Genomic DNA, 13,601 nt, shown 5'->3' on the forward strand with positions numbered 1-13,601 from the left:
AGGGACGCACGACGTCGGATTGAGGAGACGAGCGGACGGGAGGAGGGGCGACGAGCCGGACGAGCGCACCTCTGGCCGGTCAGAGCGCCTCTTTGCGCGTGAGGTGGTTGAAGAACAGCCAGCCCGGCAGTACCGGCAGCCACAGGGTGAGCAGCCGGTAGAGCAGCACCGCGGGCGCGGCCACCTCCTTGGGGAGGCCGACGGCGATCAGACCGACCGTCAGCGTCGCCTCCACCGCGCCCACACCTCCCGGCGTCGGCGCGGCGGATCCCAGCGCGTTGCCCGCGAGGAAGACGACCGCGACGCTCGCCAGACTGATCGACGAGGAGTCGTCGCCGAAGGCGCGGATCGAGGCGTCCAGGCACATCACGAAGCAGGCGGTGAGCAGCAGCATGCCGCCGATGCCGGTGATCAGCTTCTGCGGTCGCTGCAGCACGTCCAGCATGCGCGGCACGACCCCGGCGAAAAGCGACCGCACGCGCGTGACGACGAATTTGCGCAGGAACGGCACGGACGTCACCACGAGTACCAGCACCGCCACGGTCAGCAGGCCCGCGATGACCGTCCGGGACGGCGACAGCGACGGCGTCTTCTCGGTACCGGTCAGATAGCCGAAGGACAGCAGCATCAGGATGTGGCAGCCGAGCCCGAACAGCTGGGACGCGCCGACACTCGCCACCGCGAGCCCGGGGCGCACGCCCGCACGCTGCAGGAAGCGGGTGTTCAGGGCGACGCCTCCGACCGCCGCGGGAGCGACGATCTTCACGAACGACCCGGCGACCTGCGCGGCCACGGTGCGCAGGAAAGGCACTCTCTCGGGTACGAAGCCCAGCAGTGCCATCGCCGCCGCGACGTAACTCGCCGCCGAGAAGAGCACGGCCGCGGCCACCCAGCCCCACTGGGCGTTCGAGACCAGAGGGCCGAACTCGATGTGCGTGAGCTGCGTCAGCAGGAAGTAGGCGCCGATCGCGCCGGCGATGAAGCTGATCAGCGTGCGCGGCCGTACCCGCTCCAGGCGGGCCGGTTCGACGGGGGCCTGCGGCCTGATGCGCAGCACCGCGTGGCGGATCAGGGTGAGCAGATCCTCCTCGCGCGCCTCCTCGATGGCCTCGTCCACGGCCCGCTTCTCGGCCCGCTGCTCGGCGCGTACGGCCTTCTTGTCCGGCTTGATGGCCTGACGCGACTTGTCGGTCTGCCCCGACGCGGGGCCCGCGGCGTCGTCGGCCGCCTCCGCGCGGGCCAGCTTGGCCTGGCGGGACGACTCCAGGACCGCCTCACGCTCGCGCTGGGCCCGTTCCCGCGCCAGCCTGCGCAGGGTCGCCCGCGTGGAACGGCTGAGCGCGATGGGCTGGAGCATGGGCAGGCAGTCCGCCACGGTGTCGGGACCGAGCACCCCCACCGCCGACGCGACCGCCCGTTCGGCACCGACCCGCAGGCCGAGCGTCACCAGGAGCTGGGAGACGTCCATCCGCAGCAGCAGGTCGCCGGCGGCGATCTCGCCGATGCGCAGATCGGTGAGGATCACCGTGCCGGAACGATCCACCAGGATCGCGTCGCCCACCAGCCTGCGGTGCGCGATGCGCCGGGACTGCAGGGCCCGTACCTGCTCCCAGGTGTCGCGCAGCAGGTCGTCGGTGATCTCCTCGTCCGCCAGCGAGTCCAGGGAGCGCCCGCCGGTGTGCTCGTAGACCAGCATCACGGCGTCGGGACCCAGCTCCGACGTCGCGATCAGCTTGGGGGCGTTGGCACCGGCCGCGATGGCCGCGTAGGCGAGCAGCGCCTCCTGCTCCAGGGCCTGACGCAGGGAGGGAAGGCTGCTGCGGGTGGCGAAACCGCGCAGGGTCAGATTGCGCCACGCCCGGTAGAAGAAGCCCTGCGCCTGCTGTTCCCGGTCGACCACCGTCACGTCGAGCGGCCGGCCGTCCTCCAGGGTGACGAAATAGCGGCGGCCGCGGTCACCGGTCTCGATGCCGTCCGACGGCGCCTCCTGCCGGGCGGCGGTCACCGGCCGGAAGCCGACGTGCCGCAGGCCCGCCATCAGCGTCCGTCCGGTGGGGCGGACGTTGGGGGAGCCGACGGCGTACAGGGTGCCGTAGGCGACGGTCCAGCCGATGAGGACGGTCAGGATGATCGAGAACGGCGTCGTGTACCCGGTGACGAGCATCGAGAAGGCGTCGAGGAGCAGCACGATCCACAGCACCGCGCGCCAGCGGGGTCTGCGGGACATGCCGACCGCCGTCATGTACGCGATGACCGGGGCCAGGTAGCCGTGCACGGGGTCGGTCAGCGCGTGGATGTCGCCCGGCGACGGCTGGGTGAGCGCCTCCTGGATCGAGCCGGGGGCGGCCCTGGCGACCCACAGGTCGGTGGCGAGGGTCACTCCGTGCGCGAGAACCGCCGCCAGCACGCCGTCGGCGATCCGCAGCCCGTCCCGTTTGATCAGCCGCTCGATCGCGAACGCGACCGGCACCAGGAGGATCGCGATGCTGGAGGCCAGCCCCGCGATCTTGATGAGCAGGTCGGGAGCCTGCCCGGTGCCCTTGTTGATGTCCTGTTCGAGGCCGGAGGTGGTGCCGTGCGCGAAGGCGGCGATGGCGAGGAGCACGGCGACGGCGAGCACGCCCACCAGGAGGCGTACCAGGTCGGAGGGGCGGTGCACGCGCGCGGGGAGCAGCGGCTCGTCGCCCTCGACCTCGTCGATGTGGGCCACGTCCTCGGGGTCGGCGGCCGTCGCCGACGGGCCTTCGGCCGCCCGCTGGTCGGCCTTCCCGCCGTCCGCGTCCGCGGTGTCCCGGCGCGACGAAGAGTCAGAGGTGCCCTCGGCGTCCTCGGGGTGCACACCCTGCTGTTTCATCGCCTCTTCTTGCTCTCGTATCACTGGTCACCGCCCGCACGATGGTGGCATGCCGCGTCGGCCTCGGCAGGCATCAGGGTGCCCGTGCGGGCCGCACAGTCTGCCCGAAGCGCCGCCTCCGGGCGAGGGACGCGGGCCCTCGGGAGCGCGTCGCGTTGTCCGCGGAGTGCGGCACCATGGGGCGGATGAGTGAGCAGAGGCTTCCGGACGGCGTCCGTCCGGAGAACGCGGACGCGCTGCCCGAGTACGCCGAGCGGGTCCTCGACGTGACCGAACTGATCCCGCCGGGCCGTGTCATGACCTACGGAGACGTGGCCGAGTACCTGGAGGAGGGGGGACCCCGCCAGGTCGGCCGGGTGATGTCCCTCTACGGCGGAGGGGTCCCCTGGTGGCGTGTCGTCCGGGCGGACGGAGTCCTGCTCGCGGGGCACGAGCTGGAGGCGATCGACCGCTACCGCGCGGAGGGCACGCCCCTGAAGGAGGCGAGCAGGGCCGCCGAGGGGCACCTGCCACGCCTCGACCTGAAGCGGGCGCGGTGGGACGGCGGCACGAGCGTCCAAGGGCACGGGGGACGTGCACCGGGGAACAGCGGACGCGCACAGGGTCACACCTGACAGCTTCCGCCATGCGACCGGCCGGTGTGTGACCTGTGATCCGTACGAGGTAAGGCGAGCGCTTCGGGCATGTCCGTGGCATGACGTACGTTCGTGGGACAGGAGACGTCCGTGCCGCGAGTGACGAGAGGGAAGAAGGGGAAGCGCTGCTTCCGCCTCTTCCGTCGGCGTAGCGTCGGCCGCACGCGTCCCCCTCATCCCGCGGCCACCGCCCCGCCCGCGGCGCGGACGGCCCACCAGCACACCCACCAGGACCGGCGAACCACGTGAGCTCCTCTTCCTCCAGCGGACACCCGCCGCACCCCCAGGTGCGGCGGGGGAGCCGTGGCGCTTACCGACTGGTGCGTACCCCGCCGACGCGCATGGACCCCCCTCGTCTGGACGCCGCACAACGCGCCGTGGTTGACCACCGGGCCGGACCGCTGCTCGTCCTGGCGGGGCCGGGCACCGGCAAGACCACCACCCTGGTCGAGTCGGTGGCCGACCGGGTCGCCGAGGGCGGCGACCCGGAGCGCATCCTGGTGCTGACCTTCAGCCGCAAGGCTGCCGTCGAACTGCGCGACCGGATGGCAGTGCGCATCGGCGCCGCGCGGGCCCCCCGGGCGACGACCTTTCACTCCTTCGGCTACGCCCTGGTCCGCGCCCACCAGAACAACGACCTGTTCGTGGAACCCCTGCGACTGCTCTCCGGCCCGGAGCAGGACGTGACGGTGCGCGAGCTGCTCGCCGGGCAGGCCGACCTGGAGCGGCTCGGGCTCGCCCATGTGCGCTGGCCCGACGAACTGCGCGCCTGCCTGACCACCCGCGGTTTCGCCGACGAGGTCCGCGCGGTGCTCGCCCGCAGCCGCGAACTGGGACTGGGCCCGGACGCGCTCGGGGCCTTCGCCCGGCGCATCGGCCGCCCCGACTGGCGCGCCGCCGCCGTCTTCCTCGCCGAGTACCTCGACGTGCTCGACCTGCAGGGCGTGCTCGACTACGCGGAACTGGTCCACCGCGCGGTGCTTCTCGCCCGCCGTCCCGAGGTGGCCGCGCGCCTGACCGCCCAGTACGACGCGGTGTACGTCGACGAGTACCAGGACACCGACCCGGCCCAGGTCAGGCTGCTGCACGCCCTGGCGGGCGGCGGGCGCACCCTCGTCGCCTTCGGCGACCCCGACCAGTCGATCTACGCCTTCCGGGGTGCCGACGTGAACGGCATCCTGAACTTCCCGACCGCCTTCCCGCGCGCGGACGGCAGCCCGGCGCCGGTCGCGGTGCTGCGTACCTCGCGCCGGTCCGGGGCCGCCCTGCTGGCCGCCACCCGGCTCCTGACCCAGCGCATGCCGCTGACCCGCCTCCCCGCCGACAAGGTCCGCGCCCACCGCGAGCTGACCCCGGTACGGGACGGTGGGCGCGTCGAGGCGTACACGTACCCGACGTCCGGCACCGAGCTGGACAACATCGCCGACATCCTGCGCCGGGCGCACCTGGAGGACGGCGTTCCGTGGCGGGACATGGCCGTCCTGGTGCGCGCCGGCGCACGCACCATCCCCACGCTCCGCCGCGCCCTCACCGCGGCCGGCGTCCCCCTGGACATCGACGGCGACGACCTTCCGCTGCGCCACGAACCCGCGGTGGCACCCCTGCTGACTGCGCTGCGAGCCGTGGCGGAGGCGGAGTCGGGGTCGGGGACCGGATCGGGGGAGCAGCCCGGGGCGGGCGCGGGCTCGGCGGGGGACGTGCTGCCCGACCCGGTCACGGGCACGCGCGACCTCGGCGAGGCCGCGCCCGCGGACCATGCCGCCGGCGCGACGGGTGCGACGGGTGTGGACGTACCGGGCGGGACGGGTGTGGACGTACCGGGCGGGACGGGTGTGGACGCATCGGGCGGGACGGGTGCGGACGTACTGGGCGGGACGGACGCCGATGCCGCCCCCGACCCGGCGCCGAAGCCCGAATCCGTACCGGTCCCCGCCTCCCACACCGACGCCGGCACGGAGGCCAAGCCCCCGCGCGGTGAACGCGAACACCGCGCGGACGATCCGTGCTGGCTCCCCACCGAGACCGCCCTCACCCTGCTCACCTCGCCCCTCGCCGGCATGGACGCCGCGGACCTGCGCCGCCTCGGCCGTGCCCTGCGCGACGAGCAGCGCGCCGCCGGCACCCCGCTGCCGCCGCCCTCGGACGAACTGCTCGCCCGGGCGCTGGCCGAGCCGGAGCGGCTCGCCGTGCACGACCCCGCGTACGCGCGCGGTGCCCAGCGGCTCGGCGCTCTGCTCCGCAGGGCACGCGAGCGCCTGGCGGGAGGCGGCAGCGCCGAGGAGGCGCTGTGGGACCTGTGGAACGGCACCCCGTGGCCCAGCCGCCTGGAACGCTCCGCCCGGCGCGGCGGCGCGGCCGGACGCAACGCCGACCGAGACCTGGACGCCGTGTGCGCGCTGTTCGCGACGGCCGCCCGCGCGGAGGAGCGCACCGGCGGCAGGGGCGCCCTCAACTTCCTGGAGCAGCTCGACGCCGAGGACATCGCGGCCGACACCCTCACGCGGCGCGCCGTCCGCCCCGACGCCGTCCGCCTGATGACCGCGCACCGTGCCAAGGGGCTGGAGTGGCGGCTGGTCGTCGTGGCGGGCGTCCAGGAAGGACTGTGGCCCGATCTGCGTCGCCGCGGCTCGCTGCTCGAGGCCGACCGGATCGGCCGCGACGGACTCGCCGAACCCCTCACGCCGGGAGCCCTGCTCGCGGAGGAGCGCCGCCTGTTCTACGTGGCCGCCACGCGCGCGCGGGAGCGGCTCGTCGTCACCGCGGTGAAGACACCGGCCGACGACGGGGACCAGCCCTCCCGGTTCCTGACCGAACTCGGCGTCGAACCCGCCGACGTCACGGGCCGCCCGCGCCGCCCCCTCGCCGTCGCGGCGCTCGTCGCCGAGCTTCGCGCCACCACCGTCGACCCTCGTGTCTCCGCACCCTTGAGGGAGGCCGCCGCCCGCCGTCTGGCCCGCCTCGCCGCCCTGGCGGACGAGGACGGCCGTCCCCTGGTGCCGTCCGCCCACCCCTACCGCTGGTGGGGCATGTGGGACCCGACCGAGAGCAAGGTCCCGCTGCGCGACCGCGATCAGCCCGTCACGCTCTCCGGCAGCGCCCTGGACCAGCTGGCCAACACCTGCGCCCTGCAGTGGTTCCTGGGCCGTGAGGTGAAGGCCGACGCGCCGGCGACCACCGCCCAGGGCTTCGGCAACGTGGTGCACGTACTCGCCGACGAGGTGGCCTCCGGACACACACCGGCCGACCTCGCCGTCCTCATGGAGCGGCTGGACTCCGTGTGGAACGCGCTCGCCTTCGACGCGCCCTGGAAGTCGGAGCAGGAGAAGGCCAACGCGCGCGTGGCGCTCGAACGCTTCCTGAAGTGGCACGTCATGGACCGTGCCGGGCGGACCCCCGTGGCGAGCGAGCACGACTTCGACGTGACCCTGGCGGCGGGCGACTACGAGGTCCGCATCCGCGGCCAGATGGACCGCGTGGAGACCGACGGCGACGGCCGCGCCTACGTCGTCGACTTCAAGACCGGCAAACAGGCACCGACGTCCGCGGAGGTGGCCCGCCACCCCCAGCTCGCCGTCTACCAGCTCGCCGTCCGCGAGGGCGCCGTCGACGAGGCCTTCGACGGCGTACGCCCCGAACCGGGCGGCGCCGAACTCGTCCACCTGCGTCAGGGCGCGCCCAAGCGGGACGGCGGCGAGACCCTGCCCAAGGTCCAGGCACAGCAGTCGCAGGAGGGGCCGGAGGGCGAGTGGGTCGGCGACCTGCTGGCCACGGCCGCCGGCAAGGTCCTCGACGAACGGTTCACCCCGACCACCGGCCAGCACTGCACCCACTGCGCCTTCCGCGCGTCGTGCAGCGCACGGCCCGAGGGGCGGCACGTCGTGGAGTGAGCGCCGGCAGCCGGGAGCAGCCGTGTGCGACGCCGGGCAGCCCGGGGCGGGCGGCGGCGCCGAGTGGCCGGTGTGACACGTCGCACCACACGGGCTGACCTGCGCTTCCCTCAGCCCGCTGAGGACATCCGGCACCCGCTGTCAGTGACCGCAGCTAGCCTCTGTGACGTGCCCGCCCACCTCACCGATCCCGAGCAGCTCAAGGAGCTCCTCGGCATCCCCTTCACCCCGGAGCAGACGGCCTGCATCGTCGCGCCGCCCGCCCCGCAGGTGATCGTGGCCGGAGCCGGCTCGGGCAAGACGACGGTGATGGCGGCACGCGTGGTCTGGCTGGTCGGCACCGGCCAGGTCGCCCCGGAACAGGTCCTCGGCCTCACCTTCACCAACAAGGCGGCCGGCGAACTCGCCGAACGCGTCCGCAAGGCCCTGATCCGGGCCGGCGTGACCGATCCGGACGCGATCGACCCGGACCACCCGCCGGGCGAGCCGGCGATCTCGACGTACCACGCCTTCGCCGGTCGCCTCCTCACCGACCACGGCCTGCGCATCGGCCTGGAGCCGACCTCCCGCCTGCTCGCCGACGCCACCCGTTACCAGCTCGCCGCGAGGGTCCTGCGCGAAGCCCCCGGCCCCTATCCCGCGCTCACCCGGTCCTTCGCCGACCTGGTCAGCGACCTCCTCGCGCTCGACGCCGAACTCGCCGAGCACCTGGTACGCCCCGAGGACCTGCTCGCCTGGGACGCCGGCCTCCTGGACACCCTGGAGGGCGTCCGGCTCAGCAACGCCGACCTGCGCAAGGTCCCCGAGGCCGCCGCCGCCCGCCGCGCACTGGCCGACCTGGTGATCCGCTACCGGGCCGCCAAGCGCCGGCAGGACCTGCTGGACTTCGGCGACCAGATCGCGCTGTCCGCGCGGCTCGCCGGGCTCCCCGAGGTGGGCCGCGTCCTGCGCGACGAGTACCGGGTGGTGCTCCTCGACGAGTACCAGGACACCTCGGTGGCCCAGCGGATCCTCCTGGCGGGCCTTTTCGGCGGCGGCACCGGCCATCCCGTGACCGCCGTGGGCGACCCCTGCCAGGCGATCTACGGCTGGCGCGGCGCCTCCGTCGCCAACCTCGACGACTTCCCCGAACACTTCGCCCACGCCGACGGACGGCCCGCGGCCCGTCAGGCGCTCAGCGAGAACCGCCGCAGCGGCGGCCGCCTCCTCGACCTGGCCAACGGCCTCGCCGAGCCCCTGCGCGCCATGCACGCGGGCGTGGAGGCCCTGCGACCCGCCCCGGGCGCCGAACGGGACGGCACGGTCCGCTGCGCCCTGCTGCGCACCCACGCGGAGGAGATCGACTGGATCGCCGACTCCGTCGCCCACCTCGTGCGCACCGGCACCGCTCCCGGCGAGATCGCCGTCCTGTGCCGCACCGCGACCGACTTCGCCGAGATCCAGGGCGCACTGGTCGCGCGCGACGTCCCCGTCGAGGTCGTCGGCCTGTCCGGGCTGCTGCACCTGCCCGAGGTCGCCGACCTGGTCGCCGTCTGCGAGGTCCTCCAGGACCCGGGCGCCAACGCCTCCCTGGTCCGGCTGCTCTCCGGCCCGCGCTGGCGCATCGGCCCACGCGACCTCGCCCTCCTGGGCCGCCGTGCCCGGCTGCTCGTGAGCCACGCGCGCGTGGCGGGCGACGACGACCCCGACCGGAGGCTCGCCGAGGCCGTCGAGGGAGTCGACCCGTCCGAGGTGATATCACTCGCGGACGCCCTCGACACCTTCCTGGAGACGCCGCTGGACGGCACCGGGGACGACGACGGGCTGCCCTTCTCGCCGGACGCGCGCGTGCGGTTCGCGCGGCTGGCCACCGAACTGCGCGAGCTGCGCCGGGCCCTGTCCGACCCGCTCATGGACGTCCTGCACCGTGTCCTCGCCGTCACCGGTCTCGAGGTGGAGCTGTCGGCCTCCCCGCACGCCCTGGCCGCCCGCCGTCGCGAGACCCTGTCCAACTTCCTCGACGTCGCCGCCTCCTTCGCCGCGAGCGACAACGAGGCCACCCTGCTCGCCTTCCTGGGCTTCCTGCGCACCGCGGCGCAGTACGAGAAGGGCCTGGACAACGCGCTGCCCGGCGGGGAGAACACCGTCAAGGTGCTCACCGCGCACAAGTCCAAGGGGCTCGAGTGGGACGTGGTCGCCGTGCCCGGGCTCGTCACCGGCACCTTCCCCAGCGGTCAGGGCCGCGAGAAGTGGACCGCCCAGGGCAAGGTGCTGCCGCACGGCCTGCGCGGCGACGCCGAGACCCTGCCCGACGTCGCCTCCTGGGACTCCCGCGGCCTGAAGGCCTTCCAGGAGGCCATGAAGGACCACCAGCACACCGAGGAGCTCCGCCTCGGCTACGTCACCTTCACCCGCCCCCGCTCCCTGCTCCTCGGCTCCGGCCACTGGTGGGGACCCAGCCAGAAGAAGCCCCGCGGACCGTCCGACTTCCTCGCGGCCCTGTACGAGCACTGCGCCGCCGGACACGGCGAGATCGAGGCCTGGGCGGACGAACCGGCCGAGGACGAGGAGAACCCGGCCCTGCACCGGGCGATCGCCGACGAGGTCTGGCCCCTGCCCCTGGACGACGAGGCACTCGCCCGGCGCCGGGCCGCCGCGGAGACGGTCCTCGCCCACCTGGACGCCCTCGCCACCCGGCACGAGGGCCCTCCCGCGGCCGCCGACATCTACGACGACCCGGACTGGCCGCCGCCCCCGGAGGACGACGCGGCGGCCCCGGAGGAAACGGATCCCGACTGGGCGGGCGACCCCGCCGACTGGGACACCTGGACCACGGACCGCCCCACCGCCCAGGACCGTACGGCCGCCCGGAATGACGGCCCCGCTGCCCAGGACCACTCCGCCGCCCGCAAGGACAGTCCCACCGTCCCGCACCAGGCGACGCCCCCCGAGCCGCCCCGGGGCGCCGCCCCCGCGCGCCTCACCCCGGAGGAGGCCCGTACCGTCGCCTCCTGGGACCGCGACCTCGACGCGCTCACCGGCGAGCTCCTGCGCGCCCGCGAGAGCGTCACCGAGGTGCCCCTTCCGGCCTCGCTGACCGCCTCCCAGCTGCTGAGCCTGGCCGCCGACCCGGACGGGTTCGCGCAGGAGCTGGCCCGGCCCATGCCCCACCCGCCCCAGCCCGCGGCCCGTCGCGGCACCCGTTTCCACGCCTGGGTGGAGGCCCGGTTCGAAGCGCTGAAGCTGCCCCTGCTGGAACCGGAGGAGCTGCCGGGCGCCGACGCCGAGATCGCCGACGAACAGGACCTGCAGTTCCTGAAGGACGCCTTCGAACGCACCGAGTACGCCCGCCGCACACCGTTCCGCGTCGAGGCGCCCTTCCAGCTCTCGCTGGCCGGCCGGGTCGTACGCGGCCGCATCGACGCCGTCTACAAGGAGGTCGACGGGGAGTCCGCGACGTACGAGATCGTCGACTGGAAGACGAACCGCGCCGCCACCGCCGACCCGCTCCAGCTCGCGCTCTACCGCATCGCCTGGGCCGAACAGCAGGGCGTGCCGCCCACCTCGGTGACGGCCGCCTTCCTGTACGTGCGCACCGGCGAGGTCGTACGGCCCGAGGGGCTGCCGGACCGCGCGGCGCTCGAGAAGCTGCTGCTGGCCCAGCCGGTCGGTGACGAACCGCACGACCGGGGTGTCCGCGCGGGCCGATAGGCTCGTAAGCATGAGCCACCCCGTTGACAATGCTGTCAGCGCTGTCCGCACGTACATCGAACAGCACCGCGCCGCCTTCCTCGACGACCTCGTCGACTGGCTGCGGATCCCGTCCGTGTCGGCGCAGCCCGACCACGCGACCGATGTGCGCCGCAGCGCCGACTGGCTCGCCGCCAAACTGAAGGAGACCGGCTTCCCGACCGCCGAGGTCTGGCCCACCCCCGGCGCCCCCGCGGTCTTCGCCGAGTGGCCCTCCGGGGACCCGCAGGCGCCGACGGTCCTCGTCTACGGCCACCACGACGTACAGCCCGCCGCCCGCGAGGACGGCTGGCACAGCGAGCCCTTCGAGCCCGTCGTCCGCGAGAACCGTCTCTACGCGCGCGGGGCGGCCGACGACAAGGGGCAGGTGTTCTTCCACACACTCGGCGTCCGCGCCCACCTCGCCGCCACCGGCCGCACCGCCCCCGCCGTGAACCTGAAGCTGCTCGTCGAGGGCGAGGAGGAATCCGGCTCCCCGCACTTCCGCGCCCTCGTCGAGGAGCGCGCCGAACGGCTCACCGCCGACGCGGTGATCGTCTCCGACACCGGCATGTGGTCCGAGGACACCCCCACGGTCTGCACCGGCATGCGAGGGCTCGCCGAGTGCGAGATCCGGCTGCACGGGCCCGACCAGGACATCCACTCGGGCTCCTTCGGCGGCGCGGTCCCCAACCCCGCCACCGCCGTCGCCCGCCTCGTGGCCGCCCTGCACGACGAGCACGCGCGCGTGGCGATCCCGGGCTTCTACGAGGGGGTGATCGAACTCACCGACCGCGAACGCGAACTCTTCGCCGAGCTGCCCTTCGACGAACAACAGTGGCTGCGCACGGCCAAGTCGTACGCCGCCCGGGGCGAGGCCGGACACACCACCCTGGAACGCATCTGGGCCCGCCCCACCGCCGAGGTCAACGGCATCGGCGGCGGTTACCAGGGCCCCGGCAGCAAGACGATCATCCCGTCGTCCGCCATGGTGAAGCTCTCCTTCCGCCTCGTCGCCGGCCAGGACCCGGACCACGTGGAGAAGGCCGTCCGCGCCTGGGCCGCCGAGCAGGTGCCCGCGGGCATCCGCTGCGAGATCACCTTCGGCCCGGCCACCCGCCCGTGTCTTACGCCGCTGGACCACCCGGCTCTGCAGTCCGTGGTCCGCGCGATGGGCCGGGCCTTCGACACACCGGTCCGCTTCACCCGCGAGGGCGGCTCCGGACCGGCCGCCGACCTCCAGGAGGTCCTCGGCGCCCCGGTGCTGTTCCTCGGCGTCTCCGTCCCGTCCGACGGTTGGCACGCCCCCGACGAGAAGGTGGAACTGGACCTGCTCCTCAAGGGCGTCGAAACCTCCGCCCACCTCTGGGGCGACCTGGCGGAGTACTGGCGTCACGCGCCCTGAGCACCGCGCACGGTCCGGGACCCGGCCGGCAGCGCGCGCGGCACACTGGAGAGGCCGCCGCGCACCGCCGAGCCGTCCCGGACCCGGTCACCACCCGCCGTACGAACCGCTGAACCGCCTGTCGAACCGAACCGCTCATCGGGGGAGTTGGAACCACTCGTGACCACCTGGACCGACCGCACCGCCGACCGTCCCATCTCGCTCACCGCCCCGAGCGGCATCGACCGCGCCGCCCACCACCGCCTCGACGAGGCCTGGCTCGCGGCGGCGTGGAGCCACCCCTCGACGCGCTGTTTCGTGGTCTCAGGCGGCCAGGTCCTCATCGACGAGACGCCCGACGGGGCCACCGAACTCGTCATGACCCCCTCCTTCGAGGCCCCGCTCACCGAGGCGCACCGGTACTTCCTCGGTACCGACGAGGACGGGACCAGCTACTTCGCCCTCCAGAAGGACTCCCTGCCCGGCCGCATGGACCAGTCCGCCCGCCCCGCGGGCCTGCGCGAGGCCGGCCTGCTCCTGTCGGACCGCGACGCCGGACTGATGGCCCATGCGGTCGCCCTGGAGAACTGGCAGCGCCTGCACCGGTTCTGCTCCCGCTGCGGCGAGCGCACCGTCATCGCCGCGGCCGGCCACATCCGCCGTTGCCCCGCCTGCGGCGCCGAGCACTACCCGCGCACCGACCCCGCGGTGATCATGGCGGTCACGGACGGCGAGGACCGCATCCTGCTCGGCCGCCAGGTGCACTGGCCCGAGGGCCGCTTCTCGACCCTCGCCGGGTTCGTGGAGCCCGGGGAGTCCATCGAGCAGTCGGTGCGCCGCGAGGTCCAGGAGGAGGTGGGCGTCGCCGTCGGCCCGGTCGAGTACGTCGCGAGCCAGCCGTGGCCCTTCCCGTCCAGCCTGATGCTGGGCTTCATGGCCCACGCCACCTCGACCGAGATCAACGTCGACGGCGACGAGATCCACGAGGCCCGCTGGTTCTCCCGCGACGAGTTGGGCGCCGCCTTCGAGTCCGGCGAGGTGCTGCCGCCCTACGGCATCTCGATCGCGGCCCGTCTCATCGAGCTCTGGTACGGCAAGCCGCTGCCGACGCGCGGCGCCTTCTGAACCGGGCA

Annotated in this window: 6 protein-coding genes; 5 read left to right on the plus strand and 1 reads right to left on the minus strand. The window is 73.9% G+C overall.

Annotated features, from left to right (window positions below; genetic code table 11):
• Positions 1 to 79 precede the first annotated feature (79 nt).
• Entirely contained in the window at positions 80 to 2,854 is a 2,775-nt protein-coding gene (locus AB0P07_RS20510) for a lysylphosphatidylglycerol synthase transmembrane domain-containing protein (RefSeq protein ID WP_365552502.1), read from the minus strand.
• A 185-nt stretch (positions 2,855 to 3,039) separates the two neighbouring features.
• Here AB0P07_RS20510 and AB0P07_RS20515 point away from each other — a divergent pair, with 185 nt between their 5' ends.
• From AB0P07_RS20515 to nudC, 5 genes are all read left to right on the plus strand, one after another.
• Entirely contained in the window at positions 3,040 to 3,468 is a 429-nt protein-coding gene (locus AB0P07_RS20515; RefSeq protein ID WP_365552504.1) for an MGMT family protein, read from the plus strand.
• A gap of 266 nt (positions 3,469 to 3,734) precedes the next feature.
• Positions 3,735 to 7,376: an ATP-dependent DNA helicase gene (locus AB0P07_RS20520; RefSeq protein ID WP_365552506.1), complete on the plus strand. Its 3,642-nt coding sequence runs from the start codon at positions 3,735 to 3,737 to the stop codon at positions 7,374 to 7,376.
• Between the two features lie 168 nt (positions 7,377 to 7,544).
• Positions 7,545 to 11,066: an ATP-dependent DNA helicase gene (locus AB0P07_RS20525; RefSeq protein ID WP_365552508.1), complete on the plus strand. Its 3,522-nt coding sequence runs from the start codon at positions 7,545 to 7,547 to the stop codon at positions 11,064 to 11,066.
• A gap of 10 nt (positions 11,067 to 11,076) precedes the next feature.
• Entirely contained in the window at positions 11,077 to 12,489 is a 1,413-nt protein-coding gene (locus tag AB0P07_RS20530; RefSeq protein ID WP_365552510.1) for a dipeptidase, read from the plus strand.
• A 159-nt stretch (positions 12,490 to 12,648) separates the two neighbouring features.
• Positions 12,649 to 13,593: an NAD(+) diphosphatase gene (gene nudC / locus AB0P07_RS20535; protein WP_365552512.1), complete on the plus strand. Its 945-nt coding sequence runs from the start codon at positions 12,649 to 12,651 to the stop codon at positions 13,591 to 13,593.
• Positions 13,594 to 13,601: the final 8 nt, after the last annotated feature.

Origin of the sequence: Streptomyces sp. NPDC085944 (assembly GCF_040686295.1) — a bacterium.
GTDB lineage: Bacteria > Actinomycetota > Actinomycetes > Streptomycetales > Streptomycetaceae > Streptomyces > Streptomyces salinarius.

What these genes read in the sequence shown, in the direction of transcription:
- AB0P07_RS20530 (WP_365552510.1), top strand. Translation starts at nt 11,077, where the DNA reads ATGAGCCACCCCGTTGACAATGCTGTCAGCGCTGTCCGCACGTACATC.
- AB0P07_RS20510 (WP_365552502.1), bottom strand. Translation starts at nt 2,854, where the DNA reads ATGAAACAGCAGGGTGTGCACCCCGAGGACGCCGAGGGCACCTCTGAC.
- AB0P07_RS20515 (WP_365552504.1), top strand. Translation starts at nt 3,040, where the DNA reads ATGAGTGAGCAGAGGCTTCCGGACGGCGTCCGTCCGGAGAACGCGGAC.